The organism is Streptomyces sp. NPDC002520, from assembly GCF_053595235.1.
Genome location: NZ_JBSFXG010000007.1, coordinates 1 through 25,652, shown reverse-complemented (window position 1 = coordinate 25,652; position 25,652 = coordinate 1). Strand labels below are relative to the sequence as shown.

Annotated in this window: 28 protein-coding genes; 6 read left to right on the top strand and 22 right to left on the bottom strand. The window is 71.6% G+C overall.

Annotated elements, in window-relative coordinates; genetic code table 11:
* Positions 1 to 32: 32 nt before the first annotated feature.
* From groES to ACWD5D_RS12665, 3 genes are all read right to left on the bottom strand, one after another.
* Positions 33 to 341 (bottom strand): co-chaperone GroES, encoded by a 309-nt coding sequence (groES, locus tag ACWD5D_RS12675; RefSeq protein ID WP_004955293.1) that lies wholly within the window; start codon positions 339 to 341, stop codon positions 33 to 35.
* Positions 342 to 700: 359 nt separating this feature from the next.
* Entirely contained in the window at positions 701 to 1,540 is an 840-nt protein-coding gene (locus ACWD5D_RS12670) for a polysaccharide deacetylase family protein (RefSeq protein WP_451372659.1), read from the bottom strand.
* The gene (locus ACWD5D_RS12665; protein ID WP_451372658.1) at positions 1,537 to 2,463 is read right to left on the bottom strand and encodes a polysaccharide deacetylase family protein; all 927 of its coding nucleotides are present in this window, start codon (positions 2,461 to 2,463) and stop codon (positions 1,537 to 1,539) included. The genes ACWD5D_RS12670 and ACWD5D_RS12665 overlap by 4 nt, the downstream gene beginning before the upstream one ends.
* A gap of 90 nt (positions 2,464 to 2,553) precedes the next feature.
* On the opposite strand from ACWD5D_RS12665, the gene ACWD5D_RS12660 reads away from it, so the two are divergent.
* Complete coding sequence (locus tag ACWD5D_RS12660) at positions 2,554 to 3,756, top strand: THUMP-like domain-containing protein (RefSeq protein ID WP_451372657.1); 1,203 nt, start codon at positions 2,554 to 2,556, stop codon at positions 3,754 to 3,756.
* A 49-nt stretch (positions 3,757 to 3,805) separates the two neighbouring features.
* Here the strand turns inward: ACWD5D_RS12660 and ACWD5D_RS12655 are convergent, their stop codons facing one another.
* Positions 3,806 to 5,071 (bottom strand): RNA polymerase sigma factor, encoded by a 1,266-nt coding sequence (locus tag ACWD5D_RS12655; RefSeq protein ID WP_451372656.1) that lies wholly within the window; start codon positions 5,069 to 5,071, stop codon positions 3,806 to 3,808.
* A gap of 50 nt (positions 5,072 to 5,121) precedes the next feature.
* Positions 5,122 to 5,478 (bottom strand): YciI family protein, encoded by a 357-nt coding sequence (locus ACWD5D_RS12650; protein ID WP_451372655.1) that lies wholly within the window; start codon positions 5,476 to 5,478, stop codon positions 5,122 to 5,124.
* Positions 5,479 to 5,727: 249 nt separating this feature from the next.
* Here ACWD5D_RS12650 and ACWD5D_RS12645 point away from each other — a divergent pair, with 249 nt between their 5' ends.
* The gene (locus tag ACWD5D_RS12645; protein ID WP_451372654.1) at positions 5,728 to 6,600 is read left to right on the top strand and encodes a COG4705 family protein; all 873 of its coding nucleotides are present in this window, start codon (positions 5,728 to 5,730) and stop codon (positions 6,598 to 6,600) included.
* Between the two features lie 186 nt (positions 6,601 to 6,786).
* On the opposite strand, the gene ACWD5D_RS12640 is transcribed toward ACWD5D_RS12645, so the two are convergent.
* Genes ACWD5D_RS12640 through tsaB form a run of 4 tightly spaced genes read right to left on the bottom strand, consistent with a single transcriptional unit; the run spans position 6,787 to position 9,272 of the window.
* Positions 6,787 to 7,044 carry a hypothetical protein gene (locus tag ACWD5D_RS12640; protein ID WP_451372653.1) on the bottom strand — a complete coding sequence of 86 codons (258 nt, stop codon included), beginning with the start codon at positions 7,042 to 7,044 and terminating at the stop codon, positions 6,787 to 6,789.
* Positions 7,041 to 8,132 carry a tRNA (adenosine(37)-N6)-threonylcarbamoyltransferase complex transferase subunit TsaD gene (tsaD, locus tag ACWD5D_RS12635; RefSeq protein WP_451372652.1) on the bottom strand — a complete coding sequence of 364 codons (1,092 nt, stop codon included), beginning with the start codon at positions 8,130 to 8,132 and terminating at the stop codon, positions 7,041 to 7,043. Before tsaD ends, ACWD5D_RS12640 begins: the two co-directional genes overlap by 4 nt.
* Positions 8,125 to 8,598 carry a ribosomal protein S18-alanine N-acetyltransferase gene (gene rimI, locus ACWD5D_RS12630; protein WP_451372865.1) on the bottom strand — a complete coding sequence of 158 codons (474 nt, stop codon included), beginning with the start codon at positions 8,596 to 8,598 and terminating at the stop codon, positions 8,125 to 8,127. The genes tsaD and rimI overlap by 8 nt, the downstream gene beginning before the upstream one ends.
* 17 nt (positions 8,599 to 8,615) lie before the next feature.
* On the bottom strand, positions 8,616 to 9,272 hold the full coding sequence (gene tsaB / locus ACWD5D_RS12625; RefSeq protein WP_451372651.1) for a tRNA (adenosine(37)-N6)-threonylcarbamoyltransferase complex dimerization subunit type 1 TsaB: 657 nt from the start codon (positions 9,270 to 9,272) through the stop codon (positions 8,616 to 8,618).
* Positions 9,273 to 9,466: 194 nt separating this feature from the next.
* On the opposite strand from tsaB, the gene ACWD5D_RS12620 reads away from it, so the two are divergent.
* Positions 9,467 to 10,024 (top strand): hypothetical protein, encoded by a 558-nt coding sequence (locus ACWD5D_RS12620; protein WP_451372650.1) that lies wholly within the window; start codon positions 9,467 to 9,469, stop codon positions 10,022 to 10,024.
* A gap of 60 nt (positions 10,025 to 10,084) precedes the next feature.
* On the opposite strand, the gene ACWD5D_RS12615 is transcribed toward ACWD5D_RS12620, so the two are convergent.
* The 7 genes from ACWD5D_RS12615 to glmS all read right to left on the bottom strand — a co-directional run bounded on the left by ACWD5D_RS12615 (position 10,085) and on the right by glmS (position 17,830).
* Positions 10,085 to 10,252, bottom strand: a complete 168-nt coding sequence (locus tag ACWD5D_RS12615; RefSeq protein WP_451372649.1) for a hypothetical protein — start codon at positions 10,250 to 10,252, stop codon at positions 10,085 to 10,087.
* 139 nt (positions 10,253 to 10,391) lie between these two features.
* Entirely contained in the window at positions 10,392 to 10,904 is a 513-nt protein-coding gene (gene tsaE / locus ACWD5D_RS12610) for a tRNA (adenosine(37)-N6)-threonylcarbamoyltransferase complex ATPase subunit type 1 TsaE (protein ID WP_451372648.1), read from the bottom strand.
* 87 nt (positions 10,905 to 10,991) lie between these two features.
* Positions 10,992 to 12,233: an alpha/beta fold hydrolase gene (locus ACWD5D_RS12605; protein WP_451372647.1), complete on the bottom strand. Its 1,242-nt coding sequence runs from the start codon at positions 12,231 to 12,233 to the stop codon at positions 10,992 to 10,994.
* A gap of 179 nt (positions 12,234 to 12,412) precedes the next feature.
* A complete protein-coding gene (gene alr, locus ACWD5D_RS12600; RefSeq protein WP_451372646.1) occupies positions 12,413 to 13,585 on the bottom strand; it encodes an alanine racemase in 1,173 nt (390 codons plus the stop codon).
* Positions 13,586 to 13,997: 412 nt separating this feature from the next.
* Entirely contained in the window at positions 13,998 to 15,437 is a 1,440-nt protein-coding gene (locus tag ACWD5D_RS12595) for an NAD(P)H-hydrate dehydratase (RefSeq protein WP_451372645.1), read from the bottom strand.
* Between the two features lie 45 nt (positions 15,438 to 15,482).
* Positions 15,483 to 15,854, bottom strand: a complete 372-nt coding sequence (locus ACWD5D_RS12590) for a holo-ACP synthase (protein ID WP_451372644.1) — start codon at positions 15,852 to 15,854, stop codon at positions 15,483 to 15,485.
* A gap of 128 nt (positions 15,855 to 15,982) precedes the next feature.
* A complete protein-coding gene (gene glmS, locus ACWD5D_RS12585; protein WP_451372643.1) occupies positions 15,983 to 17,830 on the bottom strand; it encodes a glutamine--fructose-6-phosphate transaminase (isomerizing) in 1,848 nt (615 codons plus the stop codon).
* A gap of 161 nt (positions 17,831 to 17,991) precedes the next feature.
* Here glmS and coaA point away from each other — a divergent pair, with 161 nt between their 5' ends.
* Entirely contained in the window at positions 17,992 to 18,981 is a 990-nt protein-coding gene (coaA, locus tag ACWD5D_RS12580; protein WP_451372642.1) for a type I pantothenate kinase, read from the top strand.
* Between the two features lie 49 nt (positions 18,982 to 19,030).
* On the top strand, positions 19,031 to 19,969 hold the full coding sequence (locus ACWD5D_RS12575; protein ID WP_451372641.1) for a DUF389 domain-containing protein: 939 nt from the start codon (positions 19,031 to 19,033) through the stop codon (positions 19,967 to 19,969).
* On the opposite strand, the gene glmM is transcribed toward ACWD5D_RS12575, so the two are convergent.
* The 3 genes from glmM to rplM form a co-directional block, all read right to left on the bottom strand.
* Positions 19,966 to 21,324, bottom strand: coding sequence for a phosphoglucosamine mutase (glmM, locus tag ACWD5D_RS12570; protein ID WP_451372640.1), 1,359 nt, complete (start codon positions 21,322 to 21,324; stop codon positions 19,966 to 19,968). The genes ACWD5D_RS12575 and glmM overlap by 4 nt on opposite strands.
* Before the next feature lie 178 nt (positions 21,325 to 21,502).
* Positions 21,503 to 22,024, bottom strand: coding sequence for a 30S ribosomal protein S9 (gene rpsI / locus ACWD5D_RS12565; protein ID WP_451372639.1), 522 nt, complete (start codon positions 22,022 to 22,024; stop codon positions 21,503 to 21,505).
* A gap of 42 nt (positions 22,025 to 22,066) precedes the next feature.
* Complete coding sequence (gene rplM / locus ACWD5D_RS12560) at positions 22,067 to 22,510, bottom strand: 50S ribosomal protein L13 (protein WP_046730621.1); 444 nt, start codon at positions 22,508 to 22,510, stop codon at positions 22,067 to 22,069.
* Positions 22,511 to 22,796: 286 nt separating this feature from the next.
* Between rplM and ACWD5D_RS12555 the strand changes: the two genes are divergently transcribed.
* Positions 22,797 to 23,672, top strand: coding sequence for a hypothetical protein (locus ACWD5D_RS12555; RefSeq protein ID WP_451372638.1), 876 nt, complete (start codon positions 22,797 to 22,799; stop codon positions 23,670 to 23,672).
* 1 nt (position 23,673) lies between these two features.
* Here ACWD5D_RS12555 and truA read toward each other — a convergent pair whose 3' ends face one another.
* The 3 genes from truA to ACWD5D_RS12540 all read right to left on the bottom strand — a co-directional run.
* Positions 23,674 to 24,531, bottom strand: coding sequence for a tRNA pseudouridine(38-40) synthase TruA (gene truA / locus ACWD5D_RS12550; RefSeq protein WP_451372637.1), 858 nt, complete (start codon positions 24,529 to 24,531; stop codon positions 23,674 to 23,676).
* A gap of 142 nt (positions 24,532 to 24,673) precedes the next feature.
* Positions 24,674 to 25,159: a 50S ribosomal protein L17 gene (rplQ, locus tag ACWD5D_RS12545; RefSeq protein WP_451372636.1), complete on the bottom strand. Its 486-nt coding sequence runs from the start codon at positions 25,157 to 25,159 to the stop codon at positions 24,674 to 24,676.
* Between the two features lie 179 nt (positions 25,160 to 25,338).
* Positions 25,339 to 25,652 (bottom strand): DNA-directed RNA polymerase subunit alpha C-terminal domain-containing protein (locus ACWD5D_RS12540; RefSeq protein ID WP_451372635.1); only part of this gene is annotated, 314 nt, incomplete at its 5' end.

The following is a 25,652-nucleotide window of genomic DNA, read 5'->3' as shown; positions in this document are numbered from 1 at the left end:
GCGCAGTCATGAGCAGAATTGCTCGGGGTGAACTACTTCTCGATGATCGCGAGCACGTCGCGAGCCGAGAGGACGAGGTACTCGTCGCCGTTGTACTTCACCTCGGTGCCGCCGTACTTGCTGTACAGGACGACGTCGCCGACCTTGACGTCGAGCGGCAGGCGCTCGCCGTTCTCGAAACGGCCCGGACCCACGGCGAGGACGGCGCCCTCCTGGGGCTTCTCCTTCGCGGTGTCCGGGATGACCAGGCCGGAGGCCGTGGTCTGCTCGGCGTCGAGCGGCTGGACCACGATGCGGTCCTCGAGCGGCTTGATGGCAACCTTGGAGCTGGCGGTCGTCACGATCCGACCTCCCCCTTCGGAGATCTCACGGGGTTAACTGTCTGAGGTGGCGACCAGGTGGATCCGTCGTCGCGGGTGCCGGACCTGCCCGTCGCTTTGTTGGCACTCTCATCTGCCGAGTGCCAGAGCCGAGACTATGACCGGGGTTAGCACTCGGTCAAGCGGAGTGCCAATTGCCGTGCGGCGCGTCGGCGGAGTCCGGCCTCTGGAGTCGGGTCGCTGATGGTGTCGGTGCCACCCTCTCGGGGGCTGCCACCCTCTCGGGGGCTGCCACCCCCGGGCCCCCGCTTCGGCCCTGAACGGGCCTCGTCCGCGAACTCCCCCAGAGGGGGTGCCCCCGGACGGGCTGGATTTCTCGGCTACAGGTAGTCCTCCAGGCGCGCCACCGTCATTCCCCGCTTCTGCACCCTGTGCAGCAGGAGGAGTGTGCGGTCCCTGAGGGTGTGGCCCGTGGCCTTCTCGGGGCCGACCAGGACGATGTCGCCCGGGTGGAGGCGCTTGTCGCCCCTGGCGTAGGTGAGGCCGTCGGCGTTCATGACGGCTCGCCACAGGACGACGTTGGAGATGCCGCAGGCGGCGGCAGCGCGGAGGGTGGTGCGGTCGTAGCGGCCGTGCGGCGGGCGCAGGAGGTGGGGGCGGGTGCCGAAGCGGAGGGCGAGGCGGTCCTGTTCGGCGCAGATCTCGGCGCGCTGGCCGGTGTAGGACCGGCCGCGCAGGGCGGGGTGGTCGAGGGTGCGGTTCTCCGCCGTGGCGCCGGCCGCGCGGAGGCGGGCGTAGTGTCCGGCGGCGGGGGCGACGACGCTCTCGGGGAGGAAGAGGCTCACCGGGAGGTGCAGGTCGCGGACCATGTCGACGAAGCGCGGGTCGCGGGCGGAGCCGTCGTCGTAGGTGAGGAAGACGACCTTGTCGGTGGTGGCGACGCGGTCCAGGACGCGGGGGTCGGAGGCCTGCTCGGTGTGGGTCAGCAGGCGGACGGGGCGGGCCGGCGGGGCGGCGAGCGGGGTCGCGAGTCCCCAGCGGCGGTAGGCCTCGTCCGGGTGCGGGCGGGATGTGCGGACTCCCTCGGCGGCCTTCTTGCCGAGGCGTTCGATGGGGTCGACGGACTGGGCGCAGCCGGTGAGGAGGAGGGCCGAGGCGAGTACGGCGGTCAGGGCCCGTCGGTGCCCCAGGCCGCGCGTGCACCGCCCCGGGCGCCTCACAGGTAGTCCTCCAGGCGGGCCACGGCGTAGCCCTCGCGCGTGACCTTGTTCAGGAAGCGGCGCATGTCGTCGACCATCGTGCCGTTCCAGTCGTCGTGGCCGCGGAAGTGGGTGAGGACGATGTCGCCGGGATGCAGGTCGCGGTCGTCCTCCCGGTACTCCCAGTGGTCGACGAAGACCTCCTCGTCCCAGATGGGCGCGTACTTGATGCCGCAGGACTTCGCGGCGCGCAGGGTGTCGCCGTTGTAGTTGCCGTACGGCGGCCGGAAGACGGTGGGCGCCTTGCCGAACTGCTTCTTCATGACCGCCTGCATGCCGCAGATCTCGTCCCGCTGCTCCTCGTAGGACAGGCCGGGGAGATAGGGGTGGGTCATGGTGTGGTTGTTGAGGGTGTGGCCCTCGGACTGCATCTTGCGGAAGTAGCCGTAGTCGTCCTTCACCAGGTAGTTGCTGAGGAAGGCGCTGTACGGGATCTTCAGGTCGCTCATCATGCGCAGGAAGTCGGGGTCCTTCTCGGCGCCGTCGTCGATGGTGAGGAAGACGACCTTCTGCTTGGTGGGGACCGTGGTGAAGACCGGGGGCAGGTCGTCCTCCACCTGTCCGTCGACCTCGAAGCCGGCGCGTGCGGTGATCTTCGGCTTGTGGGCCGGCGGGGCGGGGGGCGTGAGCGGCACCGCGTCCAGTTTCCAGAACTCGGAGGCGGCGACCAGGCGGGTGCGTTCGGCGGCGGCGTCCAGGGGGTGGTCGGGGCCCGCCTGACCGGCCTGGCCGCCGGGGCCGGGGTGGCCGGCGGAGTCCCCGCCGGAGCCGGCGCAGCCGGAGAGGACGGCGGTGGTGGCCAGGGCGAGGGCGAGGGCACCGTAGCGGAGCGCCGTTCTCGGGTGCCGTGCCGGAATTTTGTCATTTTGTACTACTGCTCGCATGGTGTCGGATCCTCGCAGGACCCCGCCCCGATCCCTGCCCGACACCGCCGCCGGAAGCGCACCATCCACCGACTGGCCCACAATGACCCGGTGAACGACCAGCTCCCCTCCTTCCACTCCCTGCGCACGCCCGAGGGCCGGGCCCTCCTCGACGAGGTGCGGGGCACGGCCCCGGCGGACGAACTCGCCGTCGCCACCCGGCTGCGCCGCACCCACCCCGCCGAACTGGTGTCGGCCGCGCTCGGCCAGGCCCGGCTGCGGCAGCGGGCGGCGGCCAAGTTCGCGGCCGAGGACGCCGAGCGGATGTTCTTCACGCCCAACGGGGTCGAGCAGTCGACGCGGGCGAGCGTGGCGACGTACCGGGCGGCCCGGATGAAGGACCTGGGGGTGACCTCGGTGGCCGACCTGTGCTGCGGGATCGGCGGTGACGCGATCGCGCTGGCGCGGGCCGGGATCAGGGTGCTGGCCGTGGACCGGGACCCGCTGACGGTGGCCGTGGCCCGGGCGAACGCCGAGACCCTCGGCCTCGACAAGCTGATCGAGGTGCGGGAGGCGGACGTCACCGAGGTCGACACCGCCGGCTACGACGCCGTCTTCGTGGACCCGGCGCGGCGCGGCGGCCGGGGCCGCGTTTTCGACCCGGAGGCGTACTCGCCGCCCCTGTCCTGGGCGGTCGCCACCGCTCTCGAGGCCCCCCGCGCCGCCCTGAAGATCGCCCCTGGCGTCCCGCACGAGGCGATCCCGGCCGAGGCCGAGGCGGAGTGGATCTCCGACGGCGGTGACGTGAAGGAGGCGGTGCTGTGGTTCGGCACCGAGCCGGGCCTCGTCCGCGCCACCCTGCTGCCCGGCCCGCGCACCCTGCTCGGCCGGGGCCTGCCCGACCCCGAAGTGCGCCCGGTAGGACGGTATTTGTACGAGCCGGACGGCGCCGTGATCCGCGCCCATCTGGTCGCCGAGGTGGCCGAGCAGGTCGGCGGCGGCCTGCTCGACGCGACCATCGCCTACGTCACGGCCGACGAACTGCGTCCGACGCCGTACGCCTCCGCCTACGAGATCACCGACCGACTCCCCTTCAACGTGAAGAAGTTGAAGGCGCTGCTGCGCGAGCGCGAGGTCGGCACGCTGACCGTGAAGAAGCGCGGCTCGGCGGTCGAACCGGAGGAACTGCGCCGCAAGGTCAAACCGCAGGGGCCGGCTTCGGCGACGGTGTTCCTGACGCGGGTGGCGGGGGCGCCGACGATGCTGATCGGCGCCCCCGCACAGCCGGCGTTTCCCGCCGGCGGACCGTCGTGAGCGGGTCCGAAAGCGCTGCGGCACCGGCCGGGCCGCATCGCCTGCCCCCTCAATGACGGGGAAGGGACTGGAGTTTCGCCAGCAGCAGCTGCCGCTCCCGTTCGTTGCGGGCGAGGGACGCCGCCCGTTCGAACTCCGTGCGTGCCTCGGCCGTACGGCCGAGGCGGGCGAGCAGGTCGCCCCGGACGCTGGGCAGCAAGTGGTAGTCGCGCAGAGCCGGTTCGGCGGCGAGGGTGTCGACGAGGCGCAGTGCCTCGGCGGGGCCGTCGCTCATCGACACGGCGACCGCTCGGTTCAACTCGACGACCGGGGACGGGGATCGGGCCGCGAGCAGGGCGTACAGGGTGGCGATCGTGCGCCAATCGGTCTCCTCGTAGGTGTACGCGCGCGCGTGGCTGGCGGCGATGGCCGCCTGGAGGACGTAGGGGCCGGGGGCGCCCGAGGACGCGGCCTCGGCGCGGGCGAGGGCCTGGACGCCGCGGGCGATGAGCATGCGGCTCCAGCGGCGGCGGTTCTGGTCCTTGAGCAGGACCGGCACGCCCCCCGGACCCGTGCGGGCGGCCGCACGGGACGCCTGGAACTCCAGCAGCGCGGTCAGGGCGTGGACCTCGGGTTCCTTCGGCATCAGGGAGGAGAGCACGCGGGCCAGCCGCAGGGCGTCCTCGCACAGGCCGGGGCGCAGCAGGTCGTCGCCGGCGGTGGCCGCGTACCCCTCGTTGAAGATCAGGTAGATGACGTCCAGGACCGAGCCGAGGCGGGCCTCGCGGTCGGGACCGTACGGCACCTCGAAGGCCACGTTCCGCGTCGCCAGGGTCCGCTTCGCGCGGACGATGCGCTGGGCGATCGTCGGCTCCGGGACGAGGTAGGCCCGGGCGATCTCGGCCGTGGTCAGGCCGCCCAGCAGACGCAGCGTGAGGGCGGTGCGCGCCTGCGGCGACAGCACCGGGTGGCAGGTGGTGAAGACCAGCCGGAGCAGGTCGTCGTCGATGTCCTCGGGGTCGGCGGGCTCCTCGAACGGGGTCGTGGTCTCCAGGTCCCGGCCGATCTCGGCGAGCTTGCGGGCGTAGGTCTCACGGCGCCGGATCAGGTCGACGGCGCGGTGCCGGGCGGTGGCCATGAGCCAGGCCCCGGGGTTGTCGGGCACCCCCTCGCGGGGCCACCGCTCCAGCGCGGCGACCAGCGCGTCCTGCGCCAGTTCCTCGGCGATGCCGACGTCCCGGACGATCCGGGCGACGCCGGCGATCACCCGGGGCGACTCCAGGCGGAAGACGGTCTCGATCGTGTGCGCCGCGGTGGGCTGCGGTTCCGGTTCCACAACCCACCATGCAACACCCCAAGCGGTCGCCGCGGCCAACCGCGGGATGATCAGCCCTCGGCGATCTCGCGCACCTCGCACGAGACGTTCCAGTAGGTCTCGTGGACCTTCAGGAACCGCGAGGTCCACTCCAGCGCCTCGGCCTTGTCCTTGCACTGCATGAGCGCGTAGCCGCCGATGACCTCCTTGGACTCGGTGAACGGCCCGTCGGTGACGGACAGCTTGCCGTCCTGCCAGCGCACCGTGGTGCCCTGGGCGGCAGGGGTGAGACCGGCCGTGTCGAGCATGACGCCGGCCTTGGTGATCTCCTCGATCAGCTCACCCATCCGCTGCATCAGCTCCTCGCTGGGGCCGCCGGCGGGAGCGGTGGACTCGTCGATGTGCACGATCGACAGGTAGCGGGGCATGGTGACTCCTTCGGTCGAGGCGGCGGGGCCGATCCCCGCCGCTCACCCATGCGTCGATCGGGAGACACCCGGATCGACACCCTCGACGGAATTCTTCGAGATTTTTTCCGGAGGTCCGGCGGAGACGTCCGCGCACGTCGAAAACACGTCCGAAGACCCCGTACCCGCGTGTTCGGGATGCGCTCAGGTCGCCCCTGGCAGGGTCGGTCGGACCACGGTTCGCCCCCCCACACCTCGTCAGGAGCACCTTTGACGACGACGAAGTCCGTGATGAAGAAGCTGCCAGAGGTCACCCTCGCGTTCTGGATCATGAAGATCGCCGCGACGACGCTGGGCGAGACGGCCGGCGACCTGTTCTCGCAGACGCTGAAGCTCGGCTACTTCCTCACCACGATCGCCCTCTTCCTGGTCTTCGTGGCGACGCTGGTGATCCAGCTGCGCTCGTCCCACTACAACCCGTTCTTCTACTGGACCGTGATCCTGTCGACCTCCATGGCCGGCACCACGATGTCCGACTTCATGAACCGCGACGCGAGCGCCGAGTACCTCTCGGACGGCGCCACGAAGCTCGGCTGGGGCCCACAGGGGCTCGGCCTCGGCTACCCGGCCGGCGCGGCGATCCTCGTCTCGATCCTGCTGGCGATCTTCCTGGCCTGGAAGCTGAGCGGGATGACCTTCCAGATCACCGACATCGTCACGTTCAGGGGCGAGACCCTGTTCTGGTCGGCGATCCTGGTCTCCAACACCCTCGGCACCTCGATGGGCGACTTCCTCTCCGACAGCTCCGGCCTCGGCTACCTGGGCGGCGCGGCCCTGATCAGCGGCCTGCTGCTGGTTCTGCTCGCGCTGACGAAGGTGCCGGCCGTCCCGAACGTCCTGCTGTTCTGGATCGCGTTCGTGCTGACCCGCCCGCTGGGCGCCACGGCCGGCGACTTCCTCACCAAACCGGCCGCCAAGGGCGGTCTGGATCTGGGTACGGCCGGTTCCTCGGCGGTGCTGCTCGCGGTGCTGTTCGGCCTGATGGGGTACGCGCACGTCAGGGAGCGGCGCGCGGCGAAGGCGCCAAAGGCCGCGGGGCCAAAAGCGGGTGCCGTCCGGTCGCACCAGGCGGGGCGCCGCTGAACGCGAAACCCCGCCCCGGTGAACCGGGGCGGGGTTTTCATGGAGCGCCGGGCAGGCCTTGCACCTGCATCTCCCCGCAGGAAGCGGGACGTCTTTCCTTGGACCACCAACGCACTGCGTCCGGGCCGTTGTTCGGGCCGTTCGCTGTGTGATGATCATAGCCCAGCCGGGCCGGACGCCTCAACCTCAGCCGTCGGCCAACGCCTCGAACCGCCAGCGGTGCACGGCCCGGGTCACCAACTCCGGGTGCGGCTCGGGCAGTTCGGGCAGTTCGGCGTCGTACGACGCGTCCCACCACGTGACGACCAGCACCCGGTCCTGCGGCGCGCGGAAGGTCTCCCTTCGCAACGGCTCACCGGCCAGCGGCTGTTCACGCACCCAGGCGAGCAGCTCCGCGCCCCGTCCGTCGACCGCCCGGGCCTCCCACATCAGCGCGACGGTCACGAGTACAGGTTCTCCTTGCTGACCTCGTGCACGTGGTCGTGGTCGTGACCGGGCACGTGCGGGTCGGTCACCGGCAGGGAGGAGTCGGCCGACAGGTCCCAGTCGGAGGCGGCCCGGTTGCGGGCGACCATCTCGGCGCCGAGCGCGGCGACCATCGCGCCGTTGTCCGTGCACAGCTTGGGACGCGGGACGCGCAGCCGGACACCGGCGGCCTCGCAGCGCTCCTGGGCGAGGGCGCGCAGCCGGGAGTTGGCGGCCACGCCCCCGCCGATCATCAGGTGGTCGACACCCTCGTCCTTGCAGGCACGGACGGCCTTGCGGGTGAGGACGTCCACCACGGCCTCCTGGAAGGAGGCGGCCACGTCACGGACCGGGACCTCCTCGCCGGCCGCACGCCGGGCCTCGATCCAGCGGGCCACGGCCGTCTTGAGACCGGAGAAGGAGAAGTCGTAGGCGGGGTCGCGCGGGCCGGTCAGGCCGCGCGGGAAGGCGATCGACCCCGGGTCGCCCTCGCGGGCGTAGCGGTCGATGACCGGACCGCCCGGGAAGCCGAGGTTCAGCACACGGGCGATCTTGTCGAAGGCCTCGCCGGCCGCGTCGTCGATGGTCGCACCCAGGGGGTGGACGTCGGAGGTGATGTCCTCGGACAGCAGCAGCGAGGAGTGACCGCCGGACACCAGCAGGGCCATGGTCGGCTCGGGCAGCGGGCCGTGCTCCAGCTGGTCCACGCAGATGTGGGAGGCGAGGTGGTTGACGCCGTAGAGGGGCTTGCCGAGGGCGTAGGCGTACGCCTTGGCCGCCGAGACGCCGACCAGCAGGGCACCGGCGAGGCCGGGTCCGGCGGTGACGGCGATGCCGTCGAGGTCCTTCGCCGAGACGCCGGCCTCCTTGAGCGCACGGCCGATGGTGGGGACCATCGCCTCCAGGTGCGCCCGGGACGCCACCTCCGGGACGACACCGCCGAAGCGGGCGTGCTCGTCGACGCTGGAGGCGACGGCGTCGGCCAGCAGGGTGGTGCCGCGGACGATGCCGACGCCGGTCTCGTCGCAAGAGGTCTCGATGCCGAGGACGAGGGGTTCGTCAGCCATTGATGTCGGTTCCTTGCACTGATGAGGAAGGGTCGGTCAGGCGCATCACCAGGGCGTCCACATTGCCCGGCTGGTAGTAGCCGCGTCTGAAGCCGATGGGGGCGAAGCCGAAGCGCTCGTAGAGCTTCTGCGCGCGGACGTTGTCGACCCGGCACTCGAGCATGACCTCGGCGCACTCGAAGGCCGTCGCGGCCTTCAGCAGCTCGGTCAGCAGCCGGGCGCCCAGACCGGTCCCCTGGAGTTCGTGGGCGACGGCGATGGTCTGGATGTCGCCCTGGTCACCGGAGGCGGCCAGGCCCGCGTAGCCGACGATCCGGTCGCCCTCCTCGGCGACCAGGTAGCGCCGGGTCGACCCGGGGCCCCGGGCGTGGGCCAGCTCGGACCAGAACATCCCCCGGGACCAGGCGTCCTCGGGGAAGAGGCCCTTCTCCAGCTCCAGGACCCGGTCGATGTCCCACCAGCGCATCTCGCGCAGCTGTGCGGTCACTTGGGTGTGACCACCTTGTAGTTCTTCGGCACCTGCGCGTCGGGGCGGCGCAGGTACAGCGGCCGGGGCTCCGGCAGCTCCTCGCCCGCGGCGAGTCTCTCGGCGGCCAGCGAGGCGAGCGCGGCGGCGGAGACGTGCTCGGGCTCGTGGGCGCTCGGGAACGTGTCGGGGTACAGCAGGGCGCCCGCGCCGACCGCGGGCAGCCCGGCGACCCGCTCCGCGATGTCGGCCGGGCGGTCGACGGCGGGGCCGGTGAGCCGGGTGCGGGAGTCGGCGTAGGTCGCCCAGTAGACCTCCTTGCGCCGGGCGTCGGTCGCCACGACGAAGGGGCCCTTCTCGATGTCGGCGGCGTAGGCGAGGGCGTCCAGCGTGCACAGGCCGTGGACGGGGACGCCGAGCGCGAGGCCGAAGGTGTCGGCGGTCATCAGACCGACGCGCAGCCCGGTGTAGGGGCCGGGCCCGGTGCCGACGACGATCCCGGTGACGGCGTCCAGCGTGAGCCCCGACTCGGTGAGCACACGGTCGACGGCCGGCAGCAGCAGCTCCCCGTGCCGGCGGGCGTCCACCTGACTCGACGAGGCGATGACGTGCGTGCCGTCGTGCAACGCGACGGTGACGGCGGGGGTGGCGGTATCCAGAGCGAGCAAGAGCACGCGAACAGCCTACGGCGCCGAGGGGCCTGTGTCGGAAATCCCGGCATTCACCCGAAGGGCGGGCGGCGCGGCGTCCGGCGGGATTTCCGACACAGGCCCTTACCCTCGTGCACGCCCGCCCCGGTCGGGCTGTCACTGGCTGCTACGGTCTGTACGAAGTACGACATATCCACGCGAGGCAGAGGTGAGCGGACGTGGCAGGGACCAGCTCCGGGATCGTGGCCGGCCTCACCGCGGTGGCCGTCGGCACCGTCGGCCTCCTCGCCTTCCAAGCCCAGGCGCACGCTCCGGCGCACCTGGGCAGCCCGTCCGGGGCCAGCGCGCCGCCCTCGGCGGCCCCCAGCAAGGCCCCGCGCGACCGGCGGCACCCGACCGCGCTGCCGGGCGGTTCCGGCAAGGGTGAACGGGTCGTGTACTCGGTGGACGACGACCGGGTCTGGCTGGTCGACGAGCGGGGCCGGGTGCAGCACACCTTCCCCGTGCGCCCCGGCGCCGTCGACCCGGTACCGGGCCGTTACTGGGTCACCTCCCGCTCGAACGCGGTCACCGGGACCGACGGCGTCCCCGTCGAGCACGTCGTGCGTTTCACCAGCGTGGACGGCGTGGTGATCGGCTTCAGCGCGGCCGTGGGCGACGGCGCGCCTGCGAACACCGAGTCCGTGAAGACGGGCGGCATCCGGGAGACGCGACCGGACGGCGAGGAGATGTGGAAGTTCGCGACGATCGGGGTGCCGATCGTCGTGATCCGCTAGCGGGGCCGCCCCGGACACGGGCGGCGCATCCCACCGGGCTCGGGCGTGCGAGCGGAGCGCCTACGCCGCGTCGCGGTGCTCCTCGGTCGGCTCGGGCGTCTCGGGTTCCGGCTCGCGCGGGGGTCTGGAGACGGCGTCCGCAGCCGCGCACGACGCCAGCAGATCGCGCATGGACACCCCGGCGAGCGGGGGCCGCGAGGGCTGCTCCGTGGGACGAGAAGCGGGCATGGGCGCCTCCTGAGCTGCGGGGGCGGGCGTAGTTAGGTACACCTAACCGCGGGCTGGCTACCATGTGACCACGCCCGGGACGTCCTGCGCAATATGTTCCCGACGGCTTGTCGGAAAGGTGGGACCGGCGCCCGTCCGGTCAGGCCGTGAGCGTCTCCAGCTCCGCGCCCGTCCACCGCTGACCGAGCCCGGTCACCGTGACGTGCCGCACCTCGTCGGAGGTGTCCCCGACCGCCCGGTGGATGACGACCTGGAGCCGGTCCTCGGTCAGCTCCTCGACCTTGCCCTCGCCCCACTCCACGACGATCACCGAGTCGGGCAGCGAGACGTCGAGGTCCAGGTCCTCCATCTCGTCGAGGCCGCCGGAGAGCCGGTAGGCGTCGACGTGGACGAGCGGCGGGCCGTCGCCCAGCGAGGGGTGCACCCGTGCGATCACGAAGGTCGGCGAGGTGACCGCGCCACGCACCCCGAGCCCCTCGCCGAGCCCGCGGGTCAGCGTCGTCTTGCCCGCGCCGAGCTCCCCGGAGAGCATCACCAGGTCGCCCGCGCGCAGCAGCTTGGCCAGCTGCCTGCCCAGCTCCCGCATCTGCTCGGGAGAGGTGACGGTCAGCCGGGTCTCGGCGGACTGGTGCGGTGCTGCTGATTCTTGCATCATCACTCACTTGCAGTAGTACACAGGCCACGCCCCGTGAGGGATCGGTTCGGGCTGGACCGCAGCCGGTGGGCTGGAAGCCACCTCTCAGGAGGAGGCGGAGTCACAGCCACTTACGGTAGCCGTAATCGGCACCGCCCCAGCGCGGGTGAGCAGATCGGCGAGGCGGTCTATGACCACTTCCGGGTGCTCCAGCATCACCAGGTGCCCGGCGTCCGGGACGAGCACCAGCTCGGCCTCGGGCAGCAGGCCGGCGATGACCTCACTGTGCTCGCTGGGCGTCACCAGGTCCTGGACGCCGGCCAGCACGAGCACCGGGAAGTCCCGGAAACAGGCCAGGGCCTCGGTCTTGTCGTGGTCGGTGAAGGCCGGGTAGAACTCGGCGACCACGTCGATCGGCGTGGACTCGATCATCCGCTCGGCGAACCGGGCGACCGCCGGGTCGACGTCCCGCCCCGCGAACGAGTACCGCTTGATGATCCCGGCGAACAGGTCGGCGGTCGCCCGCCGCCCCCGCTCGACCAGTTCCGCCTGCTGTCCGAGCGCCTTCAGCACTCCGGGCAGGATCCGGCGCACCGCGTTGACACCGGCCAGCGGCAGGCCGAAGTCGACCTCGCCGAGCCGCCCGGAGGAGGTGCCGACGAAGGCGGTGGCGACCACGCGGTCGCGGATCAGCTCCGGGTACTGGGCGGCCAGCGCCATCATCGTCATCCCGCCCATCGAGTGGCCGACCAGCACGATCGGGCCCTCCGGTACGGCGGCGTCGAGCACGGCCAACAGATCGCGCCCGAGCTGGTCGATGGTGACGGGCTCCCGGTCCCGGGTCTGGGCCACGCCCCGCCCGGACCGCCCGTGGCTGCGCTGGTCCCAGTACACGGTCCGGACGACCCCGCGCAGGGCCGCCCGCTGGAAGTGCCAGGAGTCCTGGTTGAGGCAGTAGCCGTGGCTGAAGACGACGGTGACCGGGGCGGGCGCCTTGCGGCCGAAGAGCCGGCGGCGGCGCGGGGAGACCTTCGCGCCCGGGTCCGGCTCGACGTCGTCGACCTCGTAGTACAGCTCGGTGCCGTCGTCGGCGTACGCCTTGCCCGGGGTGCCGCGCAGGGTGCCGTACGGACCTGTCGAATCCAGCGCCAGCCGGGCCTTGCGGCGCATACCGCGGCCCACCGTCATGCGCTCTATCGCGACACCGGTGGCCGCGCCCGCGGCGAGGACGCCTATCGCGGCACCGGCGATACCGGTCGCCCTGCGCCAGCTCCCCGCGCCGGCGACGGAGGCCGCGGCCGCCGAGGCGACGGCGTCCGCCACGGCCTCCGCACTGCTCTCGCTCACGTACCGCTCCTCTTCGCCGTACTGCAGTTCGCCTGATGGGTCGAACGGATGATGCCGGTGTGGTGCTTGTGGTGCCAGTGGTTCCTGTGGGGCTTGTGGTCTGCCGGTCGCCCGCCGGATTCCTGCCGGGACGCGAGCGGGCCGGAGGGAGACACCCGGCCCGGAGGCCCGGCGCGGGGTCAGCCCTCTTCGGCTTGTTCCTCGTTCACATAGACGCGAGGAACGCGCGTTCCGATCCGGGTGACGATCTCGTACGCGATGGTGCCGCAGGCCTGGGCCCAGTCCTCGGCGGTGGGCTCGCCCCGGTCGCCGGGACCGAACAGTACGGCCTCACTGCCCACCAGGGGCTCGTCGCCGCCCAGGTCGACCACGAACTGGTCCATCGCGACCCGCCCCGCGACCGTCCGCCACTTGCCGTCGACCAGCACCGGACCGGTGCCGGAGGCGTGCCGCGGGATGCCGTCCGCGTATCCCACCGGCACCAGGCCGAGGGTGGTGTCACCGGCGGTGACGTAGTGGTGGCCGTAGCTGACGCCGTGTCCGCCCGGGACGTGCTTGACCATCGCCAGCGACGCGCTGAGCGTCATCACCGGGCGCAGTCCGAAGTCGGCCGGGGGGCCCAGCTCCGGGCTGGGCGAGATGCCGTACAGGGCGATACCGGTACGGACCAGGTCGAAATGGGTCTCCGGAAGGGTCAGCGTGGCCGGGGAGTTGGCGATGTGCCGCACCTCGGGGCGCACGCCCTGCTCCTCCGCGTACGCCACCAGCTCCCGGAAGAGGGCGAGCTGGGCGGCGATGGAGGGATGTCCGGGCTCGTCGGCGCAGGCGAAGTGGGACCACAGTCCGGTGACCCGGATCAGCCCCTCGGACTCGGCGCTCAGTGCCTCGGCCACCAGCTCGGGCCAGTCGGCGGGCTGGCAGCCGCTGCGGCCGAGCCCGGTGTCGGCCTTCAGCTGGACGCGCGCGGTCCGGCCGGCGGCCCGCGCGGCCTGCGTCACCTCGCGCAGCGCCCACATCCCGCTGACGGCCACGTCGATGTCCGCCTCCACGGCCTGCCGCCAGGGGCCGCCCGGGACCCACAGCCAGCACAGGATGGGCCCCGGCAGGCCGGCCGCGCGCAGCGCCAGCGCCTCCTCGGGCGTGGCCGTGCCCAGCCAACTCGCCCCCGCCGCGAGGGCCTCGCGGGCGCACCGGACCGCCCCGTGACCGTACGCGTCGGACTTGACGACGGCCATCAGGGCCGCGTCCTTCGCCCGCGCACGCAGCACACGCACATTGGCGCGCAGCGCACCCAGATCGATCTCGGCGCGGGCACGCAGATGCGCGGTCGGCACAGCTGAAGTCTCACTCATGGCGCCCCCAGTCTCTCAGAGGGCTCGGACAGCCCCCCGGTCGCACTCATCGACGGTGTCTTCCAGCTGCCCGGTCGCCGCCCCCACACGTGCACCCGGTTCCCCTTCTTCAGCACGCCGCGCAGCGTGCGGGCATCGGCGAGTTCCGGGGTGACGCAGCCGTAGGAACCGGCGGTCGGGTAAATACTGCCGTACGCGGTTGAGCCGGGGGGTGGTTCGTCCGCTGATCACGCGGTCAGCCAAACGCGCGGCTTCCGCGGATCCGGGACGCCGCGCGGACGGGTCACCCGAGGGGCGGACCCGGGTCAAGGACGATCGGGCCGTCAGCCACTCGTTCCCGAACCCCTCGCCCCAGGGGCACGGTGACGGACCCCCGGGCCGTCGCCGGGCCGGCGGCCACGCCGCCTCCCCCTCACCCTCGTCGAACGTCCCTCCACGCCTCCGGAATCCGCGCCGCGACGTCATGCGCCCCCGCCGGCGCTCCCTCCGAGGCGAACCGCCCGGCGAGGCCGTGCAGATAGGCCGCCACGCTTCCGGCGTCCCGCGCGGACAGCCCGGAGGCCAGCAGCGACCCGGCGAGCCCCGACAGCACGTCCCCGCTGCCCGCCGTGGCGAGCCACGCGGTTCCCGTCGCGTTGACCCGTACCGCGCCGCCCTCGAAGTCGGCCACCAGGGTGGACGACCCCTTCAGCAGCACGGTCGACCGGTACACGGCCGCCAGCTCCCGTACGGCGGCCAGCCGCGCCCCCTCGACCTCCTCGCGGCGCACCCCCAGCAGGGCCGCCGCCTCCCCGGCGTGCGGCGTCATCAGGGTCGGCGCCGTGCGTCCGCGCACCGCGTCCCGCTCCGCCAGCCGCAGCCCGTCGGCGTCCAGCAGCACCGGCACGTCCGTCCCGAGCACCTCGGCGACGCTCTCCGCGTCGTCCCCGGCGCCGGGCCCGACGACCCACGCCTGCACGCGTCCGGCCTTGGCCGCTCCCCGGTCGGACACGAGGGTCTCCGGGAACCGCGCGATGACGGCGTCCCCGGCGGGTCCGACGTACCGTACGGCCCCGGCCCCGCCCCGCAGGGCCCCGGAGACGGCGAGCACGGCGGCCCCCGGGTACCGCGCGGACCCGGCGGCGATACCGACGACCCCCCGCCGGTACTTGTCGCTCTCCGCCGCGGGCACGGGCAACAGCCGCGCCACGTCGGCGTGCTGCAAGGACTCCAGGTCCGCGTCGGCGGGCAGTTCGAGCCCGATGTCGACCAGGCGCACGACCCCGGCGTACTCCCGCCCGGGATCGATCAGCAGCCCCGGTTTGCACGTCCCGAAGGTGACGGTGAGATCGGCCGGGAGAGCCGTCCCGCGCACCTCCCCCGTGTCCGCATCGATCCCGCTGGGCAGATCCACGGCGACGACACGGGCCCCGGACCGCTCGACGACCGCGGCCAACCGCTCGGCGTCGGCCCGCAGTCCGCCCCGCCCGCCGATCCCGACGATCCCGTCCACGACCAGGTCGGCGGCCAAGACCACCCGCTCGGCAGCCGCGTCGACGGCCGCGACGACGGACCCTCCGGCCCGCCGCAGGGCCGCCAGTCCCCCGGCGTGAGCGCGGTCGGGCGCCAGCAGCACGGCGGTGACCCCCGCCCCGCGCCGCGCCAGCCGGGCCCCGGCGTACAGCGCGTCCCCGCCGTTGTCCCCGCTGCCGACGAGCAGCACGACCCGGCTTCCGTACACCCGCCCGAGAAACTCCGCGCAGGCCGCGGCCAGTCCGGCGGCGGCCCGCTGCATGAGCGCACCCTCCGGAAGCCTTGCCATCAACGCCCGCTCGGCCGCCCTCACCGTCTCCACGCTGTACGCAGTACGCATACGTCCGAGTCTCCCCCGGAAGCCGGCCGGACCGCACGCGGGTCGCTACCCCTCGGCGACCACCACCGCCGACGCGACCCCCGCGTCGTGGCTGAGCGACACGTGCCACGACTGCACGCCCAGCTCCGCCGCCCGCGCGGCCACGGTCCCCTTCACCCGCAACCGGGGCTGCCCGCTGTCCTCGACGTACACCTCGGCGTCGGTCCAGAGCAGCCCGGACGGCGCGCCCAGCGCCTTGGCCACGGCCTCCTTGGCCGCGAACCGCGCCGCGAGCGAGGCGATACCGCGCCGCTCCCCGCTGTCCAGCAGCAACTCGCTCTCCAGGAACAGGCGCTGGGCCAGCCCCGGCGTACGCTCCAGCGCCGCGTCGAACCGCTCGATCTCGGCCACGTCGATCCCGACCCCGATGATGCTCATACCGGGCAGCCTACGGCCGCGCCCGCACCCGAGCGGACGGCGAACGGCACACGGCGGCCGTTCGCCCTTCCCCTCACTCCCTCGGCTCTCCTCACTCCCTCAGCTCTCCTCGCCCCCCCGGGCACCGCTCACTCCACCGTCACCGACTTCGCCAGGTTCCGGGGCTGGTCCACCTCGTTGCCGCGCGCCGTCGCCAGCTCGCACGCGAACACCTGGAGCGGCACCGTGGCCACGAGCGGCTGCAGCAGGGTCGGCGTGGCCGGGATCCGGATCAGGTGGTCCGCGTACGGCGCGACCGCCTCGTCCCCCTCCTCCGCGATCACGATGGTCCGCGCTCCCCGGGCCCGGATCTCCTGGATGTTGGACACGATCTTGTCGTGGAGGACGGACCGCCCCCGGGGCGAGGGCGCGACCACGACCACCGGCAGGTCCTTCTCGATCAGGGCGATCGGACCGTGCTTCAGCTCGCCCGCCGCGAAGCCCTCGGCGTGCATGTACGCCAGCTCCTTCAGCTTGAGGGCGCCTTCGAGAGCGACCGGGTATCCGACGTGCCGGCCCAGGAACAGCACGGTGTCCTTGCCGGCGAGGGAGCGCGCGAGGGCGCGTACGGGCTCCATGGTCCCGAGGACCCGCTCGACCGCGCCCGAGATCTGCGAGAGGTCCCGGATGACGGCGCGGATCTCGTCGCCCCACTTGGTGCCGCGCACCTGGCCCAGGTACAGGGCGACCAAGTAGCACGCCACCAGCTGGGTCAGGAACGCCTTGGTGGACGCGACCGCGATCTCGGGCCCGGCGTGCGTGTACAGCACCGCGTCCGACTCGCGGGGAATGGTCGAGCCGTTGGTGTTGCAGATGGCGAGGACCTTCGAGCCCTGCTCGCGCGCGTGCCGCAGCGCCATCAGGGTGTCCATGGTCTCGCCGGACTGGGAGATGGCGATGACCAGGGACCGTCCGTCCAGGATCGGGTCCCGGTAGCGGAACTCGCTCGCCAGCTCCACCTCGCACGGGATCCGCGTCCAGTGCTCGATGGCGTACTTGGCGATCAGGCCCGCGTGGAAGGCCGTGCCGCAGGCGACGATGACGACCTTGTCCAGCTCGCGCAGTTCGGGCGGGGTGATGCGGACCTCGTCCAGGGTCAGCGAGCCGGCCGCGTCGATGCGTCCGAGGAGGGTGTCGGCGACCGCCTTGGGCTGCTCGGCGATCTCCTTGAGCATGAAGTAGTCGTAGCCGCCCTTCTCGGCGGCGGAGGCGTCCCAGTCGACGTGGTAGGAGTGCACGTCGGCGGGGCGGCCGTCGAAGCCGGTCACCGTGACGCCGTCCGGGCGCAGTTCCACCACCTGGTCCTGGCCCAGTTCGACGGCCGAGCGGGTGTGCTCGATGAACGCGGCGACGTCGGAGGCGAGGAACGCCTCGCCCTCGCCGACGCCCACCACCAGCGGGGAGTTGCGGCGCGCGCCCACGACCACGTCCGGCGCGTCCGCGTGGACGGCGACCAGGGTGAACGCGCCCTCCAGGCGCCGGCACACGAGCCGCATCGCCTCCGCGAGGTCGGCGGTCCGGGAGAACTCCTCGGCCAGCAGATGCGCGACGACCTCGGTGTCCGTCTCGGAGACCAGTTCGTGGCCCCGCTCGGCCAGTTCGGCCCGCAGCACGGCGAAGTTCTCGATGATCCCGTTGTGGACGACGGCCACGCGCCCCGCGTTGTCCAGATGCGGATGCGCGTTCGCGTCCGTGGGGCCTCCGTGCGTGGCCCACCGTGTGTGACCGATGCCCGTCGAGCCCGTCGGCAGCGGGCGGCCGGCCAACTCCTTCTCCAGATTGACCAGTTTCCCGGCCCTCTTCGCCGCGGCCAGCCCCCCGTCCGCCTGCACGGCCACGCCCGCCGAGTCGTACCCCCGGTACTCCAGCCGCCTGAGCCCGGCCATCACGACATCCAGCGCCGACTGAGATCCCACGTATCCCACAATTCCGCACATGAACGGCAGCCTACGATCAACAAGCCCGTCAAAACGTTCACCGCGTGCCCGAAATCGGAAATTCACACCGGGGTACGAAGGTCCCGGACCGCAACAAGTGCGCGGTCCCACGTGACGCACCCCACCCCACCGCCCTGTTCAAACTCCGTTAACAATGGACTGTGATCTCACCGGTCTCCTCGATCCCCCGGAGCGCCCACCGGCACAGGCCGGAGGCGACTCCCTACGTCGACCTCACACGCGCCGAGTGGAGCGCGCTGCGGGACAAGACGCCGCTGCCACTGAGCGCGGAGGAGGTGGAGAAGCTGCGCGGGCTCGGCGACGTGATCGACCTGGACGAGGTGCGGGACATCTACCTGCCGCTGTCCCGGCTGCTCAACCTCTACGTCGGCGCCACCGACGGCCTGCGCAGCGCGCTGAACACCTTTCTCGGGGAACAGGGTTCCCAGTCCGGCACCCCGTTCGTCATAGGCGTCGCCGGCTCGGTGGCCGTGGGCAAGTCGACCGTCGCCCGGCTGCTGCAGGCGCTGCTCTCGCGCTGGCCCGAGCACCCCCGGGTGGAACTCGTGACCACCGACGGCTTCCTGCTGCCCACCAAGGAGCTCGAGGCCCGCGGCCTGATGTCGCGCAAGGGCTTCCCCGAGTCGTACGACCGCCGGGCACTGACCCGGTTCGTCGCCGACATCAAGGCGGGCAAGGACGAGGTGTCCGCGCCCGTCTACTCGCACCTCATCTACGACATCGTGCGCGGCGAGCAGCTCACGGTGCGCCGGCCCGACATCCTCATCGTCGAGGGCCTGAACGTCCTCCAGCCCGCCCTGCCCGGCACGGACGGCCGCACCCGGGTCGGCCTCGCCGACTTCTTCGACTTCAGCGTGTACGTCGACGCGAGCGTCGAGGACATCGAGCGCTGGTACCTCAGCCGCTTCACGAAGCTGCGCCAGACCGCCTTCCAGGACCCGCACTCGTACTTCCGCAAGTACACCCAGGTCTCCGAGGACGAAGCCCTCGACTACGCCCGCACCCTGTGGCGGACGATCAACCAGCCCAACCTGGTCGAGAACATCGCCCCCACCCGCGGCCGCGCCACCCTCGTCGTACGCAAGGGCCCGGACCACAAGGTGCAGAGGCTGCGACTGCGCAAGCTGTGACGTGTCCATGAATGCCTGTGAGACGACGGACGCCTGTTAGAAAGGCGTCATGCTGCATCTGCGCCTGATCACCCCCGCCGAGAAGACGGACGAGGTGGTGCGGCTGATCGAGGACACGATCGGTACCGCCCACCTCGTCGTCCTGCCGACAGCCGCCCGCAACCCCGTCGGGGACCTCGTGCTGTGCGACGTGGCACGCGAGGCGGGCGACGAACTCATCGGCGGGCTACGCCGGTTGGGGCTGGACGAGACCGGCTCGATCGCCGTCGAGGACATCGACCTCTCGCTGTCCCGGCGCGCCGACAAGGCCGAGGACGAGGCGCCGGGCGAGGGCGCGGACGCGGTGCTCTGGGAGGGCCTGACCGAGGCGACCCACGAGGAGTCGACCCTGTCGGTCACCTACGTCGCCTTCATCACGCTGGCCACGATGATCGCGGCCTGCGGTGTGGTCCTGGACAACGCCGTCCTGATCGTGGGCGCGATGGCGGTGGGACCGGAGTTCGGCCCGCTGGCCGGCTTCAGCACGGCCCTGGTGCGGCGTCGTCCCCGCCTCGCGCTGCGCTCCCTGACCGCACTGCTCGTGGGCTTCGCCGTGGCGATGGCGGTGACGGTCGGCTTCACCGTGTTCATGGACGCCGTCGACCTCTTCCACCGGTCCGACCTGGAGGGCGAGCGCCCCAACACGGCGTTCGTCTACGCCCCCGACGCCTTCTCGTTCATCGTGGCGGTCCTCGCCGGCATCGCCGGCACCCTGTCCCTGACCTCCGCCAAGTCGGGCGCCCTGGTGGGCGTGGCCATCTCCGTGACCACGGTCCCGGCCGCCGCCAACGCCGCCGTGGCCCTCGCCTACGGCGACACGGCCCAGACGGCCGGCTCGACGTACCAGCTCCTGCTGAACCTGCTGGGCATCGTCCTGGCCGGCACCCTGACCCTGCTGGCCCAGAAGTGGTTCTGGGCCAGGTACAGGAAACAGCGGGCGGCGCTCTAGCCGAGCGCCGACTTCACCGCGTCGGCCAGCCGCCCGGCCACCGTCCGGGCCTGGTCGATGTCCGCGGCCTCGACCATCACCCGCACCAGCGGCTCGGTGCCGGAAGGCCGCAGCAGCACCCGCCCGGTGGACCCCAGCTCCCGCTCCGCCTCGGCGACGGCGGCGGCCAGGTCGGCCGAGGTCTTCACCCGCGTCCTGTCCACGTCCGGCACGTTGACGAGCACCTGCGGCAGCCGCTCCATGACCGAGGCCAGCTCCCGCAGCGTCCGGCCGGTCTGCGCGACCCGCGCCGCCAGCAGCAGACCCGTCAGCGTGCCGTCACCGGTGGTCGCGTGGTCGAGGATGATCACGTGCCCGGACTGCTCGCCACCGAGGGCGTAGTCGTGCTGCTTCATCTCCTCCAGCACGTAGCGGTCGCCCACCGCGGTCTGCACGAGCCGGATGCCCGCCCGCTCCATCGCCAGCTTGAAACCGAGGTTGGACATGACGGTGGCGACGACGGTGTCGGCCCGCAGCTCGGAGCGCTCGCGCAGGGCCAGCGCGAGGACGGCCAGGATCTGGTCGCCGTCCACCTCGTCGCCGGTGTGGTCCACGGCCAGACAGCGGTCGGCGTCCCCGTCGTGCGCGATGCCGAGGTCCGCGCCGTGCTCGACGACCGCGGCTTTCAGTTTGTCCAGGTGGGTGGAGCCGCAGCCGTCGTTGATGTTGAGGCCGTCCGGCTCGGTACCGATCGTGACGATCTCGGCACCGGCCCGGGAGAACGCCTCCGGCGAGACCCCCGCGGCCGCGCCGTGCGCCTCGTCCAGGACGATCTTCAGGCCGTCCAGCCGGTTGGGCAGGACCGACAGCAGATGGGCGACGTACTGCTCGAAGCCCTCGTCGTAGAACCGCACGCGGCCGACCCCGGCGCCGGTGGGCCGCTCCCAGGGCTCGCCGTGGCGGTGGGACTCGTACACCGCCTCGATCCTGTCCTCCAGGTCGTCGGCGAGCTTGTGCCCGCCGCGGGCGAAGAACTTGATGCCGTTGTCCGGCATGGCGTTGTGGCTGGCGGAGAGCATCACGCCGAGGTCGGCGCCGAGCGCGCCGGTCAGATGCGCCACCGCCGGCGTCGGCAGCACGCCGACGCGCAGGACGTCCACGCCCGCGCTGGCCAGACCGGCGACCATGGCCGCCTCCAGGAACTCCCCGGACGCGCGCGGGTCCCGTCCGACCACCGCCGTCGGCTTGTGGCCCTCGAAGGTGCCCGCCTCGGCGAGCACGTGCGCAGCCGCGACGGACAGGCCGAGCGCCATCTCGGCCGTCAGGTCCGCGTTGGCGACGCCACGCACGCCGTCCGTGCCGAAGAGTCGTCCCACTTGTCCTCCTGAGGAAGCGTCCACGCCGCCGAGCCTGATGACAGGCGCCGTGACATCCGGTCACACAAGCCGTTGAGCGTCTTGTGTCGTTATACGCCCTTGTCCGGGATAAACGAACGCCCCGACGGCACTGTGGCGTGCCGCCGGGGCGTTCGGAGTACGAGCAGGCAGCTGCTGTTTAGCGCTTGCTGTACTGCGGAGCCTTGCGGGCCTTCTTGAGACCGGCCTTCTTGCGCTCGACCGCACGGTCGTCGCGCTTGAGGAAGCCGGCCTTCTTGAGCGGGCCGCGGTTGTTGTCGACGTCGGCCTCGTTCAGCGCACGGGCGACACCGAGACGGAGCGCACCGGCCTGACCGGAGACACCGCCACCCGCGATGCGGGCGATGACGTCGTAACGGCCCTCGAGCTCGAGCACCTTGAAGGGCTCGTTGACTTCCTGCTGGTGCACCTTGTTCGGGAAGTAGTCCTCGAGGGTGCGACCGTTGATCTTCCACTTGCCGGTGCCCGGAACGATCCGGACGCGGGCGATGGCGTTCTTGCGACGGCCCAGGCCGGCGGCCGGCTGGGGCTCACCGAAGCGCGAGGCGAGGGACTCGGAGGTGTACTCACCCTCCACGACGTCCTCGGACTCGGTGGTGTAGCTGTCGATGTCGACGAGCTCAGTCTCTTCGACCGGCTGCTCAACAGTGGTCTCGGCCACGATTCTCCTCAGATTCTCTTCGGTCTTAGGGGGTGGCCGGACTTACTGCGCGACCTGGGTGATCTCGAACGGCACCGGCTGCTGCGCAGCGTGCGGGTGCACGTCACCCTTGTAGACCTTCAGCTTCGAGAGCATCTGACGGCCCAGCGTGTTCTTGGGGAGCATGCCCTTGACGGCCTTCTCGATGGCCTTCTCGGGGTTCTTGTCCAGCAGCTCGTCGTAACGGACGGAGCGCAGACCACCCGGGTAGCCGGAGTGGCGGTACGCCATCTTCTGGGTCCGCTTGTTGCCGGACAGGTGCACCTTGTCGGCGTTGATGATGATGACGAAGTCACCGGTGTCGACGTGGGGCGCGTAGATCGGCTTGTGCTTGCCCCGCAGAAGGGACGCGGCGGTGGTGGCGAGACGGCCCAGGACAATGTCCTGGGCGTCGATGACGTGCCACTGGCGCGTCACATCGCCGGGCTTGGGGCTGTACGTACGCACGGTTCGTAGCCTTCGCTTCGAGTGAATGGTCCTGAACAGGTCACCGAAACGATCACGACAGCCTCGACCGCACCACGGTGACGCAACCGTGTGCTGATCGCTGGTCATCGGCCCGGTGGACCGGTGTAAGGGCCCGTCCCGTGAGAATGAGCAAGCCAATACACAACGAAGAAGCAGATTACCTGGATGCCCCCTGACGGGTCAAAACGAGGCATGCCGACAGACAAAAACGGCATCCGGGCAGACCCGTCCCTCCATCGTGCGACCCCCGTCTAAGATGCGCCCCATGAGTTACGGGCAGGGGGGACCCCAGTCTCAGTGGGATCCCTGGAAACCGAATTCCCAGCAGCCCTGGAGCGGCGGCGACGACGGCACCCCGGACTGGGCCGCGCTCGCCGATGCCTCGGCGAGTCGCAACAAGCGGCGCAGGCTGCTGTTCATCGGAGGCGGCGCACTGGCCACGATCGCGGTCGGCACGGCCGTCGCCATGGCCGTCGTCTCCGCGAACAGCGACAACAAGGCCTCGGGCAACCCCGGTGACCTGCCCGCCAGCGCCTCGCTGCCGAGCGGCACGGCCACGGCGCCGTCCTTCGCCCCGACCAGCGCACCGCCCCCGCTGGACCCGAAGGACTTCATATCCAGCGCCGGGAAGGACAAGGCGCCGCTGAGCGCCGACACCCTGTTCCCCGGCACCCGGCTGACCATGAACAGCACGGTGTACAAGAAGGGCGCCACGGCCGACACCGGCAGCTGCGCCTCGGCCACGGGCGGCACCCTGCCGAAGATCCTCACCTCGAACGGCTGCACCCGCCTGATCCGCGCCACCTACACCGACGGCGACATCGCCGTCACCGTCGGCGTCGCCGTCTTCGACACCCAGGCCCAGGCCGCGAAGGCCAAGTCCCAGACCAACGACAGCAGCATCGTGCGCTCGCTGTCCGGCAAGGGCGTCAAGCCCTTCTGCGCCGGGGCGTTCTGCCGGTCGACGCGAAACGCCGTCGGCCGCTACGCCTACTTCACGATCAGCGGCTTCACCAGCGCCAAGGACGTGACGAAGAAGGACACGCAGGTCTTCCGCACCGGCGACGACCTGGCCGAGTTCACCTTCAACCAGATCTACCGCCGCGGCCAGGCCCAGGCCTCCGCGGCGGCGAACCAGTAGCTCAGCAGCACCCCGCCGTCGGGAGCGAGCGCTTGTTCCGGGCCTCCCGGTTCCGGGCGGCCAGCAGCTCGTCGGCGGGGTAACCGACCTCCTCCAGCGTCAGCCCGTGCGGCCGCACGACATGCACGGCGGAGTCCCGTACCCTCGCGGCCAGCACCTTCCCGGGCCACTTCGGGTCCCGGTGGCCGTCGCCGACGAAGAGCAGTGCGCCGATCAGCGAGCGCACCATGTTGTGGCAGAAGGCGTCGGCCCGGACGGTGGCCGTGATGACCCCGTCGGTGCCCCGCTCCAGGCTCAGCTCCTGCAGGGTGCGGATCGTGGTCGCGCCCTCGCGCCGCTTGCAGTACGCGGCGAAGTCGTGTTCCCCGAGCAGCTCCCGCGCGGCCTCGTTCATCGCGTCCACGTCGAGCGGCCAGTCGTGCCAGAGCACATGGCCCCGCAGCAGCGGGTCGACGCCGCCCGGATTGTCGGTGACGCGGTAGGCGTAGCGCCGCCAGATCGCGGAGAACCGCGCGTTGAAGCCCTCCGGGGCCTCGGTCAGGCTCCAGACCCGCACGTCCTTGGACAGCCGGCCGGCCAGCCGCTTCAGCAGCTTCTCCCGGTGCTCGGCCCACAGCTCCACGGGCAGATCCACATGGGCCACCTGGCCGCGCGCGTGCACACCGGCGTCGGTCCGCCCGGCCACGGTCAGCTCGTACGTCGTGTCCTTCGTACGGGTCACCGTGCGCAGGGCGTCCTCTATCTCCCCCTGCACGGTCCGCCTGCCGCCGGCCTGCTTGGCCCAGCCGTGGAAGTCGGTGCCGTCGTAGGACAGGTCGAGGCGGATACGGACATGACCGGGCTGTGCTTCGTCACTCACACAGAAATCCTCTCAGGTACGAAAAAGCGGGCCCGCCCCTGGAAAAGGAACGGACCCGCCAACGCCCTAAAGGGGCGCGGGGAACCGCGCGACCGGCCACGACGCTGCCGCAGCAGCCGGCCGGCAGTCCCCGGCAGAACGCTTACGCGTCCTTCGACTCCTCGGCGGGAGCCTCGGCGGCCTCGGTCGTCTCGACCTGGGCCTCGTCGGCTTCCTTGACCGCACGCTTGGTGGCGGCCTCGGCCTCACCCACGGCCTTCTGCTGCACCGTCAGAGCCTCGACCAGCTCGATGACAGCCATGGGCGCGTTGTCGCCACGGCGGTTACCGATCTTGGTGATGCGGGTGTAGCCACCCGGACGGTTCTCGTAGCGCGGGCCGATCTCGGTGAAGAGCGTGTGGACGATGCTCTTGTCCGTGATCACCTGGAGCACCTGACGGCGGTTGTGAAGGTCGCCCTTCTTCGCCTTGGTGACCAGACGCTCGGCGTACGGGCGCAGGCGGCGGGCCTTCGCCTCGGTGGTGGTGATACGGCCGTGCTCGAAGAGGCTCTTCGCAAGGTTCGCGAGGAGCAGCTTCTCGTGCGCGGCGCTGCCGCCCAGACGGGCACCCTTGGCGGGCTTCGGCATTGTTCTTCTCCTGTGTGTCTGCCCCGGCCGTGTCAGGTACCGGAGTCAGTATCCGAGCGGGCGGTTGCCCGTCGAAGATCCGGGGCGTCCCCGAAGGGGCGCCCCGGAAGGGGCGCGGGGAACTGCGCGATCAGGCACAGCGCACCCGCGGCCAGGAACCGGCAGTCGGTCCCGAGCTGTCAGTACTGCTCGGTCTCGACGAACCCGGCGTCTGCGTCGTCGTCGGCGCCGAAGGCGTCGGCGGCGGCGGTGGGGTCGAACCCGGGCGGGCTGTCCTTGAGGGCCAGGCCCATGCCGACCAGCTTCGCCTTGACCTCGTCGATGGACTTCGCACCGAAGTTGCGGATGTCCAGGAGGTCGGCCTCGGAGCGCGCGACGAGTTCACCCACGGAGTGGATGCCCTCACGCTTGAGGCAGTTGTAGGAGCGGACCGTGAGCTCCAGCTCCTCGATCGGCAGCGCGAGGTCGGCGGCCAGGGCGGCGTCCGTGGGGG